The 16307-nt window shown below is 46.7% G+C and carries 13 protein-coding genes; 11 read left to right on the top strand and 2 right to left on the bottom strand.

Annotated features, from left to right (window positions below; all coding sequences use genetic code 11):
* Position 1: 1 nt before the first annotated feature.
* The 8 genes from cobM (at position 2) to L4D19_RS07010 (ending at position 9195) form a co-directional block, all read left to right on the top strand.
* The gene (cobM, locus tag L4D19_RS06975; protein ID WP_428451832.1) at positions 2 to 838 is read left to right on the top strand and encodes a precorrin-4 C(11)-methyltransferase; all 837 of its coding nucleotides are present in this window, start codon (positions 2 to 4) and stop codon (positions 836 to 838) included.
* Positions 825 to 2201 (top strand): uroporphyrinogen-III C-methyltransferase, encoded by a 1377-nt coding sequence (gene cobA, locus L4D19_RS06980; protein WP_428451833.1) that lies wholly within the window; start codon positions 825 to 827, stop codon positions 2199 to 2201. Before cobM ends, cobA begins: the two co-directional genes overlap by 14 nt.
* The gene (gene cbiB, locus L4D19_RS06985) at positions 2191 to 3189 is read left to right on the top strand and encodes an adenosylcobinamide-phosphate synthase CbiB (protein WP_428451834.1); all 999 of its coding nucleotides are present in this window, start codon (positions 2191 to 2193) and stop codon (positions 3187 to 3189) included. The genes cobA and cbiB overlap by 11 nt, the downstream gene beginning before the upstream one ends.
* A 14-nt stretch (positions 3190 to 3203) precedes the next feature.
* Positions 3204 to 4226: a threonine-phosphate decarboxylase CobD gene (gene cobD / locus L4D19_RS06990; protein WP_428451835.1), complete on the top strand. Its 1023-nt coding sequence runs from the start codon at positions 3204 to 3206 to the stop codon at positions 4224 to 4226.
* A gap of 62 nt (positions 4227 to 4288) precedes the next feature.
* The gene (locus L4D19_RS06995; RefSeq protein WP_428451836.1) at positions 4289 to 5323 is read left to right on the top strand and encodes a nicotinate-nucleotide--dimethylbenzimidazole phosphoribosyltransferase family protein; all 1035 of its coding nucleotides are present in this window, start codon (positions 4289 to 4291) and stop codon (positions 5321 to 5323) included.
* A gap of 58 nt (positions 5324 to 5381) precedes the next feature.
* Positions 5382 to 6746 carry a cobyrinic acid a,c-diamide synthase CobB gene (locus L4D19_RS07000; protein WP_428451837.1) on the top strand — a complete coding sequence of 455 codons (1365 nt, stop codon included), beginning with the start codon at positions 5382 to 5384 and terminating at the stop codon, positions 6744 to 6746.
* Positions 6743 to 7330, top strand: a complete 588-nt coding sequence (locus L4D19_RS07005) for a histidine phosphatase family protein (RefSeq protein WP_428451838.1) — start codon at positions 6743 to 6745, stop codon at positions 7328 to 7330. Before L4D19_RS07000 ends, L4D19_RS07005 begins: the two co-directional genes overlap by 4 nt.
* 233 nt (positions 7331 to 7563) lie before the next feature.
* Positions 7564 to 9195 carry a methyl-accepting chemotaxis protein gene (locus tag L4D19_RS07010; protein ID WP_428451839.1) on the top strand — a complete coding sequence of 544 codons (1632 nt, stop codon included), beginning with the start codon at positions 7564 to 7566 and terminating at the stop codon, positions 9193 to 9195.
* Positions 9196 to 9371: 176 nt separating this feature from the next.
* On the opposite strand, the gene L4D19_RS07015 is transcribed toward L4D19_RS07010, so the two are convergent.
* Positions 9372 to 10013, bottom strand: coding sequence for a T3SS effector IpaJ family cysteine protease (locus L4D19_RS07015; protein ID WP_428451840.1), 642 nt, complete (start codon positions 10011 to 10013; stop codon positions 9372 to 9374).
* 192 nt (positions 10014 to 10205) lie between these two features.
* Positions 10206 to 10382, bottom strand: a complete 177-nt coding sequence (locus L4D19_RS07020; protein ID WP_428451841.1) for a hypothetical protein — start codon at positions 10380 to 10382, stop codon at positions 10206 to 10208.
* 133 nt (positions 10383 to 10515) lie between these two features.
* Here L4D19_RS07020 and L4D19_RS07025 point away from each other — a divergent pair, with 133 nt between their 5' ends.
* From L4D19_RS07025 to L4D19_RS07035, 3 genes are all read left to right on the top strand, one after another.
* Positions 10516 to 14787: a hypothetical protein gene (locus L4D19_RS07025; RefSeq protein ID WP_428451842.1), complete on the top strand. Its 4272-nt coding sequence runs from the start codon at positions 10516 to 10518 to the stop codon at positions 14785 to 14787.
* 182 nt (positions 14788 to 14969) lie between these two features.
* Complete coding sequence (locus L4D19_RS07030) at positions 14970 to 15731, top strand: PhzF family phenazine biosynthesis protein (RefSeq protein ID WP_428451984.1); 762 nt, start codon at positions 14970 to 14972, stop codon at positions 15729 to 15731.
* 13 nt (positions 15732 to 15744) lie between these two features.
* A complete protein-coding gene (locus L4D19_RS07035) occupies positions 15745 to 16209 on the top strand; it encodes a GNAT family N-acetyltransferase (RefSeq protein WP_428451843.1) in 465 nt (154 codons plus the stop codon).
* The last annotated feature ends 98 nt before the right edge of the window (positions 16210 to 16307 follow it).

Below are 16307 nucleotides of genomic sequence, written 5' to 3' on the forward strand. Positions count from 1 at the left end.
GATGACTGTGTATTTTATTGGCGCAGGGCCGGGTGATCCGGACTTGATCACGGTAAAGGGAGCGAAGTTGGTTGAATCCTGTCCTGTCGTTCTTTATACCGGCAGCCTGGTTCCCAAAGCTGTTATTGACAGGGCGCGGCCAGATGCCTTGGTCCTCAATTCTGCTGATATGGATCTTGACGAGATAACGCAAGTGTACGTCAATGCTTTCGAGCAGGGGCTGGATGTCGCGCGTGTGCAAACGGGGGATTTATCGATTTATTCTTCGCTGGCCGAGCAAACCCGCCGTTTGAAAGCGCTGGGTATTGACTGGAAGGTGATACCCGGTGTGTCATCGTTTCAGGCTGCCGCTGCAGCACTTGGTCAGGAGCTGACAATTCCGGAGCAGTGTCAGACGATTATTCTCAGCCGTGCCTCGGGTCGAACGCCTGTTCCTGAAAAGGAGAATCTCAAATCTCTGGCAGCGCATGAAGCAACTCTGTGTTTGTTCCTCAGTGCCACACTGATCCGCAAGGTGGTGCGTGAGCTTGAAGAGGTCTATCCCGTAACATGGCCGGTCGTTGTGGTTGAAAAGGCCTCTCACCCGGAGCAGCGTATTGTTCGCGGTACTTTGGCGGATATAGCAGAGAAAATGCATCAGGCAAAAATCCGTTCGACGGCAATGATCATTATCAGCAAAGTGTTTGCCATTGAAGAGTTTGCTGACTCTAAGCTGTATGATCCGGCGTTTTCTCATGCCTGCCGCAAAGCAACAGTCGTCAATGATGTCGTTACTGTAGATAACGGAGCAACGGCTGATCAGCCTGCTATACCGGGGCATTGTGATGAGTGTAGGTAAGGTATTTTTGGTCGGCGCGGGGCCGGGCGATCCTGATTTATTAACACGCCGTGCTTTCGACTTAATGCATCGGTGTGATGTGGTGTGTTACGACAAGCTTGTTAGCCCGGGCATTTTAGCCAGCATTCCCGATCATGTTGAGTTGTTTGAAGTTGGTTATCGGGGGTACCGTCATTGCCATATTGATTATGGCATACACCCCGAGGTGATTAATTTTGCAAGGCAGGGCAAACAGGTTCTGAGATTAAAAGCGGGCGATCCGTGTATCTTTGGTCGCACCACGGAAGAGTGCCGTAATTTGCAAGAGCATGGCATCGATTATGAAATCGTTCCGGGTATTACAGCAGCTCTGGGGGCCGCAGCCTATTCAGGGTTCCCCTTAACAAGTGCCGGTATTGCTTCCGATGTGACCTTTGCCAGCGGCCATCAAGGTTCCAAGTCGCTGTCTTCATGGGCGGCTCTCGGCCAGTCAAGCGGGACGCTTGTCCTTTATATGGGGGCGAAGAAACTTGCACAGCATGCAGAACGATTAATTGGGCAGGGGCGCTGTCCGACAACACCAGTTGCGCATATCTCCTCGGCCACTTGCGCCAGCCACACTGTGACCAAGGGGAGTCTGGCGACCATAGGTGATCAGGTACTGGCGCTCGATAATCATGCTCCGGCACTGGTTGTCATGGGAAATGTTGTCAATTTGGTAGACGAGCTGGCATGGCGCCAAAGAATACCGCTCTCAGGCAGCCGCGTGTTGCTATGTGGTCACTACTCAGGCCTTGATAAATTGAAATCATCAGGCGCAGAAATTTTCAAGGCTCCTGAGCCACAGCTGGTAAGTTTTGTCGACCAGGCCCTGCTGACAGAGCTATGCCAATACTCGGCACTGTCATTTGCCGATGTGGCTTCGGTGACTCTGTGGTGGCAAGGGTTGCTTGCTCATCAATGGGATATTCGCCGTTACTCAATGCCTATTAGTGCCGAGAACCCGGCTGTGGCGCAAGCTCTGAAACACCGAGGTATTGTTGTCGAGTCTTCTTCTGATGCTGGTATTTACAATCGGACAGTGCTGTCGGCCCCGGTTGGGGCCAAGCGCAACTCATGTGGCCATGGTATGGAGCGTTGTCTTGGTTCCCGGCACTATCCGCCAATGCGCGTTGAGCTGCCTCAGGTAGATTGGTTAATTGTGGAAGATGTCGCCCAGGCAAAGTCCTTGCTACTTCAGCAGCCAGAATTGGCGCAAGCAGTAATCATTGCATTGAACGATGAGGCAGAAGAGTGGGCAAATTCCTTGTCTAACGAGCAATTGCCTATCACCGATTTTGAAGCGATGCTAGAGCTCAAAAACGAGGTGCTGGATGTGGTTTGATGGAGGGTTGCTGACGACAGAAGTCGAGCTGCTTGTAGTCGCCGCTTCGGTGGGAGCTGCACTATCGCTGGATAGCTTTCTTGGCGAGCCAAGCCGTTTTCATCCGTTGGTGGGTTTTGGTAACTGGGCTAACTGGGTTGAAAGGGTTTGCCGTCAGCAGTTCTTGCTGATAAATCGACAAACTGATAATGGCAATCCAGAAACACGGCTCCGAAGTGTCGGAATAGCCGCCTGGTGTCTGGCTGTGTTGCCAATTTTGATAGTGGTTTGCGCTTTGATGGTATGGCTTGCACAAGTGTCATTCTGGCTCTGGTTGCTTATTAACGTGATCGTGTTGTATTTCACCCTTGGCGGTAACAGCTTGGCTTTTCACGCCAGCGAGATCTATCGCCCGCTCAAAGCAGGGGATATCACTTTGGCTCGCGAAAAGATCAGTTTTATTGTTAGTCGCGAAACAGCCTCTATGAACAAAAAGCAGATAACCTCAGCGACAGTGGAATCCGTGTTGGAGAATGGCAACGATGCCGTTTTCGGGGCCATATTCTGGTTTGTTGTTGCAGGTGCTCCGGGCGCGCTGCTGTTTCGCCTGGCCAATACTCTGGATGCGATGTGGGGCTATAAGAATGAGCGATATCGATATTTCGGGTTTGTAGCCGCCAAACTTGATGACTTTCTTGGCTGGATACCGGCACGCCTGACTGCCCTGACTTATGGCATTCAGGGAAACTTGCAACTGGCAATGAAATGCTGGCAGGAACAAGCGACTCTGTGTGCCAGTCCCAATGGCGGGGTAGTGATGTGTGCTGGGGCCGGTGCGCTGAATACAATCATTGGTGGCCCTGCGATCTATCACGGAAAATATCATGAGAAAATCTATATGGGCAGTGGTGAATTTGCCGATTACCCGGTGATCATCCAGGCCAATCGCCTGGTCATCTGCGGGGCATGGGTTTGGGTGTTAGTGTTACTTCTTTTGGGACTAGGTTAAGCAGGCAATACAAGATGTTAGAACATGGCGGTAATTTATTGCAATTTTCTCGGCAATATCAGATACCTGTTGCCGAATGGCTGGATCTTTCAACTGGAGTCAGCCCGTTTGCTTATCCTTGCTCGTCGGTACCTTCAGCGGTGTGGAACAGGCTTCCCGAACTGAATGATGGACTTGAGGAGGCGGCAGCCAGTTATTACGGCTGTGAGCCTTTGCTGGCGGTTGCCGGTTCTCAGGCAGCCATTATGGCGTTGCCTGAAGTGATAGCGACACAGCGTGGAGAGCTTGGTGTCGTGTTATTGCCACGGGTGGGCTACAAAGAACATCAGCATGCCTGGCAACATTTCATTGGACCTAATGGGGCGAAGTGGCAGATAGAGTTCTACGATACCGCTCCGAGTGAATCAGAGCTAGCACGTGCAGATGTCGTTGTTGTCATTAATCCAAATAACCCAACAGGTATAAGGCAACCGCTAGAGGTGCTACAGCAGTGGCAAGCTCAGCTTCAGCAAAGACAAGGTATGCTAATCGTCGACGAGGCGTTTATTGACTGTACCCCACAGCACTCCCTGCTGAGCCGGCAATTGGGGGGCAATGTTGTAGTACTACGCTCGGTAGGAAAATTCTTTGGCCTGGCTGGTGCTCGGGTCGGTTTTCTTTTCGGAAACCATCTGCTTCTTGATGCTATTGCACTCAAGTTGGGGCCGTGGACGGTTCCCGGCCCGAGTCGTTGGGTTACACGCGAGGCCTTGGTTGACCAGCAGTGGCAGCGAAGGATGCAGCAACAGTTGGCGGGGCACTCATCGCGATTGCGAACATTGCTAACTTGCTACTTTTCAACTCCAGTGAGTGGTTCAGAGTTGTTTCAGACAGTTTGTCTGCATGATGCACCTATGGTTCATCAACAGCTTTGTCGGCATGCCATCTTAACCCGTTTGTGCGATGAGAAGAATGCACTTAGGTTTGGCCTGCCGCGTGATGAATCAGAGTGGCAACGCCTTGATGTGGCATTAAAAGCCATAACGCAATCGGTCTGATGTTTCTGAGGGAACCAATTAAATGATGATTGTAAAGGAATACAGCAAACATAGGTGGGGCAATGACCGTGCAGTGGCTTAACTTTACTATTTTTAATGCTGTCGCACCCTTGCCCGCCCTTCATCGAGTGAGTGATGCTGGTGCCGGTGAAAACTTGATGCAGTTGACACCCACAAGGGATGCCGAATTAATCGCTTGCGGACGTGCCAATACACCATTAAACGGGGAGTTTTCGCCATCACCGGTCGCAGGTTCTGAGTCCGTTAGCCCGGCCATTCTTGTACACGGGTTATTGAAAGCATTACAACGTCAGGGGCTAAAAGTACGCCTTCATTGTTATCAGCTCGGTCTAGAACAACAGCCGGATTTTAGTGGTAGTGCGCTTGATAACATTGTTTGCCATTTCTGTTTGCCCGGTGAAGAGGATCGTCTGGTCAGGCAGCAGTTGTTGCCTGAGTTAGTGCGTCAGTATCACGCCGGTGAAGAGCATATGATTGCCGAGTGTGGAGTAGGGGGGACAACATTTGCAACCTTATGGCTAAGGCATTGGTTAACAAATGAAATTACTTTAGCAGGTAGTACAAAGGCTCCAGAAAAGCTGATGATGAAGGCAAAAACCATTGAGCAGCTAATGGACCAGTTCTCTTCTTTCCCCCGTAATGTCAATACATTCATACAGCACCAGCAAGCTTCCGATCCCGTTCAACGTGCTCTGTGTGCATTGCTGATGACACAAAGTCATGACAAAACCGTACTTGAGCTAAATCTGGCTGGAGGAATGATGTTTATCGCACCGTTGCTGGCGATTGGGATTGATGACATACAACATCACTTACAAATCGCGACAACAAGGTGGGTATTAGAAGGAACAAATGCCCGTAAGGTATTGTCAAACTTACCTTCTTCAATCGAAGTTGTGCCATCAGTGACTGACTTTAATCAGTCATCCTATCGCGCGCTGCATCTGTATGAGCAGGGTTATGTGGTCGAAGGCTGCGGCTTAGGGGGAAGCCTGGTCTTTGCAGAGCAACTGGGTTTATCTCAGCAGCAGATCATTGAGTGCTTGGATACGGCAGTAAAGCCTTGGCTGGAATAGGTTGAATATTGGATAGATTACATGCGTAGTATGAGCATGAGTGTTAGGTAACATAATAATGAAAAATACGTCAGTTCAATGCCCGGCATTGGTAGTTAGCGCGCCATCTTCTGGCAGCGGAAAAACGACGGTTGTGGCAGCCTTGGCTCGCCATTTTCACTTGCAGGGAAAGAGAGTCAGGGTGTTTAAAACTGGACCAGATTTTATTGATCCGCGTTTTTTGGAGTTTGCTTCTCACCACCCTGTCTATCAGCTAGATTTCTGGATGTGCGGTGAGAAACATTGCAAAGCACTCATCACAGAGGCTGCGAAAGATGCCGATTTGATCCTTATTGAAGGTGTGATGGGGATGTTTGATGGCCATTGTTCAAGTGCCGATATTGCAGCAAAGCTCGGCATTCCGGTATTGGCAGTTATTGATGCCGGTGCGATGGCCCAGACATTTGGTGCCTTGGCCTATGGCTTGGCGAATTACAGGGATGATATCGAAATGTTTGGCGTGGTCGCCAACCGTGTAGGCTCGATTCACCATGCGCAAATGTTGCAAGAAAGCTTACCGGAGAGCTTGGCATTTTGTGGCTGGTTACCCAAAGACGGCGATATTACACTTCCAGAGCGTCATTTGGGATTAGTTCAGGCTGATGAGCTTGATGATTTGGATATCCGGCTAGACAGAGCTGCCGGTTTGATTGGAGAGCATGGAGCTGTCTCGCTACCGCCTTCAACTGTTTTTGATGAGGTATTTGACGATACAGTTTCTCCTATGCTGGCAGGAAAAACGATTGCCGTTGCCAGAGATAGGGCATTTAGCTTTATTTACCGAGCTAATGTGGACTTGCTGAAATTGCTGGGGGCGAAACTGCACTTCTTCTCGCCGGTGCTAGGGGATAGCTTGCCAAAGTGTGATGCACTGTATCTGCCGGGAGGATATCCTGAGCTATCTGCTGGTGCGTTGGCTGAAAATCAAAGGCTGATTGAACAGATAAAACAACATGTTGAACAAGGTAAACCTTGCTTGGCAGAGTGTGGCGGTATGCTTTACCTGAACCGAGCGTTGAAGACATTGGATGGTATGACGACTACCTTGAGTGGCGTACTTGAAGCTGAGTCTGCAATGCAGCCGAAACTGGCAGCACTGGGTATGGTCGAAGCAGATTTTAATCCTTATCGAGAGGGCGACGCTGCCGCTGATCACTATGTTCTCGATGATGATAATAAGTATGTATTACGAGGTCATACCTTCCATTACTCAACAACCCAGTCAACAGAACAAGTGCTTACCCAGCCTTGTACTCAGCGTGGGCACAAAACGGATCCGGTATGGTTCAAGAATAATTTGATTGCCTCTTATATCCATTGGTATTTCCCGTCGAACCCTGCCTTGGTTGCCGACATTTTCTTAGGTAACGTGATTAAGCGATGAAGCTGATTTTACTCCGTCATGGTCAGACTCAATGGAATCTCACAAACAAGCTTCAGGGTTGGCGAGATAGCTCGCTGACCCCGCAGGCGAAACGCCAGCTTTCGGCCATGTCGCCAGCATTAATCAAAAGCGATGTGATATACAGTAGTGATTTGGGAAGAGCACAGTCAACGGCACGTATTATTGCCAATATCTCCCGGACTCATATCATCACTGACACTCGCTTGCGTGAGCGCTGTTTCGGGGCGCTGGAAGGAAAGCAGGTACTTGATAGCGTAAGTGGCGGAACATTTTGGCACGGTTATCATCAACGGTATCAAGCTAAGATGACAAGTGTGCCGGGTGTTGAAAAAGAGCAACAGTTTGAGCAGCGAATAAACAGTTGGCTTAGCGATATTACCGCTCGGCATTATGGTAATACCGTGCTTGTGGTGAGCCACGGTGAATGGTTGCGGGCGCTACAAAACATCATTTTAGGCAAACTATCCTGGCAACAGGGCAACGGGATCTTGAGTAACGGCGAGCCTTTGGCTATCCGGCTTGCTGAATCTGTTGAAAGAAACACCATTTTGCATTGTGATTAATGTATCTAATTATTAATTGATTATTCGAAAATGTTGCATGCAGTAAATCGATGCAATTTATAAATTATTGATATTTAAATAAATAAACGGGTGTCAAAAAAATATAGGGAGCTGGTCATTATATTGACGGCTTGGGGCGCTATAACATATTGATAAAAATCAATATTTTTGTTCTTTTCCGTGCTAAATTCGAACGCATTTTGAAATACAAACAAGGCTTTATAGGCTAGTGCATGCTGTTTAATATCAATAACATATCCGTACGAAAGCAGGTTCTGTTACCTGTAGTCATGATCTGTCTGATCATGCTGATTGCTTTTGTTGTCGTAACCAAAGAGTCTCGTCAGCAGCGGGCGTTATCTAATGAGGTAACCTTTAGCGCTCTTTCTGAAAAGAGTATTGCTCAAGACGTTCTGAAAAATACCTATCAGGTGCGGGTCAGTGCTATTTATAGTCTTTATGATCAAACGGTATTAGCTAATCTAGACAGTGCTGTGAGAACGGGCTTTAGTAATAATAATCGTTTGCTTGATCAGCTAAGTCAGAATGAGTACTTAAGCAGCTATATCAGTACTATCCGTAATAAGATGCAGGCTTATCAGGATTTTATTGATCGCGATTTAAAACCATTTGTCGCACGGAAGAACGCAGGGACAGTAACGATTAGCGATGAAGAGAAGTTAGCATCTCGTTTTCGGAAAGTGGGAAGCGAGCTGATTGAGGCGATTGACCAACTGGCCACTGCGATTGAGGAAGATGTCAAAGTTGAACTGAAATCTGTTGAGTCAGACTACCGTCAGATGATGCAGGGGGTAATGGTTGTTATGGCCGTTATCGTTGGTGTTGGCTTGATGATCGCCTGGTATTTGTCGGGACTGATTGTTAATCCGATTATGTCGGTGTGTGGTGCGCTAAAACGCGTTGCGCAAGGGGATTTGTCAGTTCGTACTGAAGAGCTAGGTGATAACGAGATCACCCAGTTGAGTCATGATCTTAACTTAACGCTTGGTAAATTAAATGAAACAATTGACTCTCTGAACCGAATTAGCCATGAGGTTGCGTCAGCTTCTACAGAGCTGGCCGAAGTGATGATATCTGCGCAAAATAATGCCCAGAGCGAATTGAGTGAAATTGAACAGGTTGCTTCGGCTGTAAATGAGCTCTCCAGCACTGCTGAGAATGTCAGCGGAAATGCTTCCGAGGCTGATACATGCTCCAAGCAGAGTCATAAGATGGTTAACGAGGGACTGAGTGTGTTTGCCCAGAGCGAACAGGCAAGTCGCGAAACCATGGTAAAGATGACTGAAGCAGCGCAGGTTGTGACGCATTTGCGTGAACAGTCTGAAGAAGTGAGCAAAGTAATTGAAGTTATTCAGTCCATCTCAGAGCAGACCAATTTGCTGGCGCTGAATGCAGCTATCGAGGCTGCGCGTGCCGGTGAGTCCGGTCGTGGGTTTGCAGTTGTTGCTGATGAGGTGAGAATGCTTGCCGCACGGACTCAGGATTCGACACGCGAGATCCAGGCTATTATTGAAGATCTTCAGCACCAATCGACTGGCGCCAACGAAGGTATGCAAGAGTCGCTGAAGATGTTGCAGCAAGCCGAAGAGCTTAACGGTGTGGCAAATGAAGTGCTGGGTGGCATCACTGATGCAATAGATATGATTGGTGACATGAATACCGAAGTTGCGACAGCTGCAGAACAACAATCTCAGGTCACACAAAATATCAACCAGAACGTTGTGAATATGTCTGAGCTGGTGAACCTGAACGTGGTTGGAATTACGCAAAGCGCAAGTGCAAGTGAGGAGCTGTCACGTTTGGCAGAGCAGCAGCGCAAGCAGCTTGAGTTTTTTCGCTGCTAGCAGGTAAAGGCTTGTTGCCTGAGTAATTAGCGTTACTGAATGAGAGAGTAACCTGATTAATAGGTAACCCTTATTTTTAAGAATAACAGTCACCTACTATAGGTGACTGTTTTTTTATCGGAGGTATTTCAATTTCTAATTGCCTTTAATTAGCATTAAAAGGTATAAGTAGAAATCTAAATGCTGACTCTAATAGAAATTCCGAGCCAAGTGGCCTTCTCTCTTTTATTTGAACTAGTATCCCATTGTTCTATCGCGTCCCAATTTAACTGATGATCGTTGAGTTCGGAGTCAAACCATTCGCCCTTGTCATTATTGGCGACAAAGTGGAGGCTGTCTGGAAAAGCTATGACAGAGATAAGCAACTGCCCGCCAAGCATAGCAGGCTGGTCATTTAGTACTGTGATAGGGGCTTTTAACTGATTGAGAAGTTCAAATTCGAAAGGAAACAGAGTCTGTAAGTATGTGTAATGAGTGCTATCTGTTATTACTACTTCAGTTTTTAGTCCTAATTTATTGAGCACATATAACACTGCGGCTAATGAGTTAGAGCCCGAACCATCAATGTAGGCAGGATCTTTTCCCTCAGACAATATGCCTGTTACTGAGTAAATCTTTAAGGCGAGTTCATTCAAGTTATAGGCTGATGTTAAATCTACTAATTCACCGCTGAAATTCTTTTCTTTAAAATTATATTTATTGATTTCTGTTAGCAATACGTGTGGTAGTAATTTCAATGCGTATAAACATGCAACAATGCAATAGGGGCCGCAGTAGGCACTTCCTTTGGGTTGCCTTAAATTTGGAAACTTGTTCATTCATGTAATCCGAGTACTTGACTAAAAATATTAAATTGGTACAAAACGAGGTTATTAAATTAAATATTGCCCACCAATTCAGATGGTCTGTTATTAATCATTAGTGGAAATATTATGTGACTGAACGGTATTGACATATCTATAGTTAATATAAATGCGAGAGCAACCGCATGAAACTAATGTTATGAGAGTTCAAGCGACATAATATTCTGGATCTTCCTCCAATGCATCGATAGCCAATAGCTCTACACCTAGGATGGTGAATTGGCTTGTGTTCCCGACAGCACAATCATGATTGAGATCAATACTTTGCTCCTTCTCTGATTCAAGCACTAACTTGTCCCCCGAACGGGTGATGCTGATCGTCATCCTAAGTTCTATAACCGTCAGTAAGTGAGATTTACCCAGCTCAAGAACAGAGATGAACCAGGTGAAGACGGGGCATCCTGAGCCAGCAATTGACGCTGGGATGTCTTTTCGTAGAAGAGATACAAGGAACCGTATGATGAAACAACATCCTCTTGCTATCGCAGTAGGGCTGGGGACCCTATTGATGCTAGCGGGCTGTAATGATGACAGCAGCAACAACACAGCTGTTGAAACGCCTCAGCCTAACCCGCAACCCCAGACGACCATGAGCGTGACGGCGATTGATGGTTATCTCAATAAAGCAACGGTCTGGCTAGACCTCGATAGAGACTATCAGCTTGATGCCAATGAGCCGAATGTAAAAAGCGGCGACAAAGGGTTGGCAGAATTGGATGTCACTGGGATCGATAACCCAGAGCAGTATCCCATTATTGTAAAAGCCGTTACTGGTGAAACAGTCGATGAAGATAACCCAGGCGTTACGGTCACGAAAGACTTCATTATGTCGGCACCAGCGGGGAGTGAAGTGGTTAGCCCCTTGACGACAATGGTTGATATGAAAGTACGTAGCGAAGGAATACCAGTCGAGCAGGCGGTAGAAGACGTTGCCAGTATGCTTGGCATTGAAGCGGAATTGCTTACGGATGATTACGGTGACAACAACCCGCAAATTGATACCGTTGCGGTTAAGCTGGTAAAGCAATCAGCGAAGTCGATAGTTTCAGCCGGCGTATTACCTAGCGATGAAGATGCACTGAATGGAAATAACCTCGCCGATACCCTTGTTGATGTCTTGGGTAGCGGGGATGAAGTGGGCACGGCACTGAAGAGTGACCGCGGGGATGAGGTTAGTGATGATTATGACTTTGATCGTATAGTCAACGAAAATAAGAATGTTGAATCTGACAAAGATAAAGACGGTGTCGCTGATTCTGAAGATAAATTCCCCGAGGACGGTACCGAGTGGGCTGACACCGACGGTGACGGTCACGGCGACAATTTAGCTGACAAGTTCCCGCAAGACAGTACCGAGTGGGCAGATGCCGACGGTGATAATTACGGTGATAATGCTGCCGATAAATTCCCTGATGACCCTACAGAGTGGGCTGATACTGACGGTGATGGCCATGGTGATAATTTTGCCGATGTGTTCCCCGAAGATAGTACCGAATGGGCGGATAGCGACGGTGACAATTATGGTGATAATGCTGCCGATAAATTCCCTGAAGACAGTACTGAATGGGCGGACAGTGACGGCGATGGTTATGGTGATAATCTAGCTGACAGGTTCCCGGAAGATAGCACAGAGTGGCTTGACTCAGACGGTGACAATGTCGGTGATAATAGCGACAGCTATCCTGATAACGCTGAAAAGTCGGTTGCCGATACAACGACCACTATCAATAATTCTGGTCCGGTATTGATCTCCTTGCTCAGTGACGTGCGTGAACTGAACACCAGTACCACCACTGTAGTAGAGACGTTTAATAGCGGAAACATCAGTACAACCAAGACTACAACGTATTCTATGGTAGGCAGTAACCGCTATTTCGGAAAAGAAGATGAAGTCAGTGACTTGTCTCCAGCCGGTGACTTCGTACGAACACGGGGTTGGGAATATGATTTTAACCTCGATGGTATCGTGGGATTCAGAGGGAAAGCTTTTGAGCAGGGAAGTCGCACCTCGCAGGGTGAAACCTTCTGGCGATATATCGATGAATCGAGCGCTCAACCTGAAGGGGGAGAAAATGGGGCAGACTCTCGCCAGTTTGACAACCTTGATCTTGTCGCGCAAATAGCAGCCAAAGATCTTACAGGGGTTGATGTCATACAGCACATTACTCAAACCAATGAACAAGGCGAGAGTAGCCAAAAGATCACCCAAGATGTTAAGCAATATTCAGCTAGTGGTTTTGACTTTGACGCCGAAGAGTATATTCCTGAATACCAATATCAGACGATTTCGACATTCACTGGTGGAGTGCTTACAGGCATCGAAGAGCTGCGAGACTGGAATGCCGATGGCCTGGTTAATGTCAGTCTTCAGCTTACTGATGTTGATGCGCAGAACTATACCTTCGCCTATCAGCGTCCGGTATGGTCAAATCCTCATAATGCCGATTTTGAAGAGTATTCTCACTATACCTATGTTCAGGGCAAAGCGGGAGAACTTGGACCGCAGTGGTATGAAGTTAATCGGCAAATCAGTTGGCAGGACGGGCTCAAGACAGTTCTTCTGTCCGGCAAGCGCTTCTTGCTTGATGAAACAGACGGGCGTCACCAGAAGCGGACAGATGACGATAACCCGGATGGGGTGTTATTTAGTCAATACACAACGCAAACCCGTGACGTTAGCGATAGTGAAAAAGTCGAATCATCCAGTTGGGCGAGTTTTGCACTAGACGACAGCTACTTTGGCCAAGACAGGGAAAACTTTACCGTATTAAGTGACGATATGGGGCAGGACTATAAAATATTCCAGCGCCTGGATAATGGGATGTGGCTTGGTCATCGCTTTGCGGAGTGGGGAAGCCAGAACATTGTCGACTTAGCCGGTAAGGTTGAAGACCTTCGAGTCGCGAACTATGAGTTAGCCCAAATAACATCGGAGCAAATTCCCGGGTTGAGTAACTATGATGGTAAGGTCCTAACACCGTCATTCCGAATTGATGACAGTGGCCAGCCTGTGGTTTGGCACTTTATCACTAATAACTCGGCAATTACGGGCAACAATGATGGAAATTATCAGTTACTAGACATCACATTGACAAATAACGGTATTAAGGATGGCTGGCTGGTTAATGATAACGGGGTAGGAACAGTTGTAATATCGGTTCCTGTCTCTGATTCTCCATGGGACTGGTATAACGCTTATTGGCGGATGATGGTCGATATTGACAGCTTCAATACCAACGAAGGTGGTAATAGTTATAGCTGGACCAGCTGGCTTGGCGAGTTCTATCTTGATCAGGCGCAGGCAACTGCTCGGGCACTAGAGCTAGGGGTGGGGGGCAAAGAGTATGCTGTTTGTACAGAAGGCGATACCGAATGGGATGACGTCAATGATGTACCGGCTACAAGCCCTAGTTATCAGGAGTTTGTTGCCAGTGCAACTAGCTGCCAATATGAAGCTATGACGGTATCTGATATTGGCGGGAATGCATTTTATCGGACGAATAGCCGTGGTGAACTCCGTCATTGGGTGCTTAATGCTGACGGAACTGGCCAGTACTTTAAAAACGGTTACCCGAATGGTCAATTTACCTGGAAAATAAACTCAGAAGGGATTGTTGTCATTGATTACGGTAACGGCGATTTAGACTATTTCGCTTATGTCAGCAAGGATGATACCCGTATTAGTTTCAAACTCTATAGTGAGTGGAATGAAGACGGGCAAGACTTGAAAGAGGTTTGGTCATCGGGCTTTACATATAACCGCCCAGAAGACTATACCGTTCGTAGCTGTAAGGTCGATCTAGCAACCTCAAACGCAACAATGGCTGATTTTACCACTGCGATACAATCATGTGGCGGACATCACGTCATAACAGAAGAAGATGCAGCTGAAATAGCCAATATCAAGTTTGTTCGTGTACGTGGCGACGGTGATACTCGGGCGTATCAGTTTAATGCCGATAGCGCCGTTGATTACTACCGTGCAGGTGAGAACCGTGTAAGTTCAACGCGTCGTTGGGAACGAACTGATGAGGGGTATCTCAAAATTACTTGGGATACCGCAAACCCTGAAGAGTACATGATACTGGCTAACTTGCTGTACTCGGATGATCAAAGCAGCTTCGTTGTCTACGATGTCTATCAAGATGATGATCAGTGGGTCAAAGAGGTATGGAGCCTTGTTTTCCGTGAATACGAAGGTAACAAGATCACTGAATGCAATGAAGGAAACAGTCCGTGGAACAGTGAGCTTGACCAACCTTCAGCCTTTAACGTTATTGACGATTATTCTGCCGCCACTGGAAGCTGTCGGGTAAGAACAGATGATCAAACCCTGAAGTTCACTGAAGATATGTTGGTTGGTAAAAATGACAAGTCTTCAATATGGGCACTGCTCAATACTGAAGGCACAAATGAACAGGGAGAGCCTATTTATAAAGAGGATGAGCGGCTACGCTTTGATCCAAACAATAAAGGGGCTTTTGTGGATGCCGAAGACGGAGAATTCGGGTTTGACTGGCAAATCGACGATGGTCAGCTACTGCTGTCTATAACCCATCAGGATTATGCAGGTTCCACGGAAAAAATGTCCATCGTTGAAACAGATGGTGAATACTTCTCAGTAAAAACTTTCTGGATAGATACATCCGGCGAGTGGGCAAACCCAGCCCCTGCTGAAGGAGAGGGTGAATTGACGAGCCTTATTTTCAAGCAAATCAGTAAAGACTAATCACAGTTAGATACGAAAGATATATCCCCTTATGATCTTATTGATCATAAGGGGATATTTGTTATATACATGATTTAACTTGCGATTGAAATGAAGCACCTGAGCTCACTATTTTCTATCTGCGAAAATAGCCCAGAGCCAAGTTAAGTACCCAGGAGGAAGATATTATTGATGCGTTTATTCTGAATGTATTTACTGGAAATAATGCTAACGGCAACCCAGCTGCGGTAGTAAAACTCGATACCTGGTTGCCTGTCGAAACGCTACAAAAACTGTCAAAACAACTGGGTCAGCCTGTTACATCGTTTATTGTCGCAGTGAAGCAAGGTTATGAAATTCGCTGGTTTGCCGATGAGATTGAAATAAACCTTTGTGGTCATGGCAGTTTGGCCGCGGCAGCCGCTATTTTTGAAATGGTGTCAGCGCATATGCCTGATATTACCCTCGTTAGCAAACATGGCATGGTAACAGTCACAAAAAGTAGTGATGCATTTACGATGACGATGCCAAGCTGGAAGGCTTTACATGGTCATGAGTTGTCGAAATACGGCGATTTGCTAGGTGTAAAACCTATTGATGTGTTTAGCACAAGGGATTTGGTCATTGTGCTTGAAAATAAAGAGCAGGTGTGTCGGTTTGAGCCGAACTTTGACAAGATCAGCACGATTAGGGATTTCCATGCAATTATTGTTACCGCGCAAAACGGTGATAATGGCTACGTACTCAGGTATTTCGCACCAAGTATTGGTATTAATGAAGATATTGCCACAGGTTCAGCACAGTGTTCGTTAGGTCCGTATTGGTTCGAGCAGTTATCTCTTCAGGAACTTGAAGTGACTCAGCTTTCGCAACAAGGTGGATACTTTCAAGTGAAGCAGGCGAGTGTGGACAGTATTGCATTAACCGCCAATGTACGATTACAAAAAACAGTAAAGTTAATTTAGAAAATGGAAAGTAATGAAAATACGAAAAGCAGATAAATCCGATGCCGAAGCGATAAGTGATCTAATCATCCCGTTAACAGAAAAATACATTCTACCGACATGGGGAGAAGAGGCACATGACTTATTGCTCGGCTCCATGGCACAGGGGCAAATAGAGCAGTATCTGTCTGATGGATATGTTTATCATGTTGCTGAGAATGCTAGTGTAGGTATCGTCGGCGTTGTTGGTATCAGAGATAATTCTCACCTCTATCATTTGTTCGTAAGAGACGGTTTCAACGGTCAGGGTCTTTCCCGCCAACTGTGGGAAAAAGGCAAGTCTGATTGCTTATTGAAGGGCAATAAAGGCGAGTTTACCGTTAATTCAGCGTTGAATGCGGAAGATGTGTATCTTAAGTTTGGTTTTGAAAGAATTGATGGTATTCGAGAACGTAACGGAATGGTTGATATTCCTATGAAACTACACTGTACTGGCTAATGGTCTCGTCGAACATGAGGTGTGTGATGTTATACTTTGCCGATGAGTGATTATGAAGTACGTAGTTACTTGAGTGGATGTGCAATTAATGTATTTGT

It is taken from the genome of Photobacterium kasasachensis (genome assembly GCF_050336885.1).
Classification (GTDB): Bacteria; Pseudomonadota; Gammaproteobacteria; order Enterobacterales; family Vibrionaceae; genus Photobacterium; species Photobacterium kasasachensis.

Excerpts from the sequence above, each read along its gene's own strand:
- cobD (WP_428451835.1), top strand. The coding sequence starts at position 3,204 with ATGTTAGAACATGGCGGTAATTTATTGCAATTTTCTCGGCAATATCAG.
- cbiB (WP_428451834.1), top strand. The coding sequence starts at position 2,191 with ATGTGGTTTGATGGAGGGTTGCTGACGACAGAAGTCGAGCTGCTTGTA.
- L4D19_RS07010 (WP_428451839.1), top strand. The coding sequence starts at position 7,564 with ATGCTGTTTAATATCAATAACATATCCGTACGAAAGCAGGTTCTGTTA.
- cobM (WP_428451832.1), top strand. The coding sequence starts at position 2 with ATGACTGTGTATTTTATTGGCGCAGGGCCGGGTGATCCGGACTTGATC.
- cobA (WP_428451833.1), top strand. The coding sequence starts at position 825 with ATGAGTGTAGGTAAGGTATTTTTGGTCGGCGCGGGGCCGGGCGATCCT.
- L4D19_RS07015 (WP_428451840.1), bottom strand. The coding sequence starts at position 10,013 with ATGAACAAGTTTCCAAATTTAAGGCAACCCAAAGGAAGTGCCTACTGC.
- L4D19_RS07005 (WP_428451838.1), top strand. The coding sequence starts at position 6,743 with ATGAAGCTGATTTTACTCCGTCATGGTCAGACTCAATGGAATCTCACA.
- L4D19_RS06995 (WP_428451836.1), top strand. The coding sequence starts at position 4,289 with ATGACCGTGCAGTGGCTTAACTTTACTATTTTTAATGCTGTCGCACCC.
- L4D19_RS07025 (WP_428451842.1), top strand. The coding sequence starts at position 10,516 with ATGATGAAACAACATCCTCTTGCTATCGCAGTAGGGCTGGGGACCCTA.
- L4D19_RS07000 (WP_428451837.1), top strand. The coding sequence starts at position 5,382 with ATGAAAAATACGTCAGTTCAATGCCCGGCATTGGTAGTTAGCGCGCCA.
- L4D19_RS07035 (WP_428451843.1), top strand. The coding sequence starts at position 15,745 with ATGAAAATACGAAAAGCAGATAAATCCGATGCCGAAGCGATAAGTGAT.
- L4D19_RS07020 (WP_428451841.1), bottom strand. The coding sequence starts at position 10,382 with ATGACGATCAGCATCACCCGTTCGGGGGACAAGTTAGTGCTTGAATCA.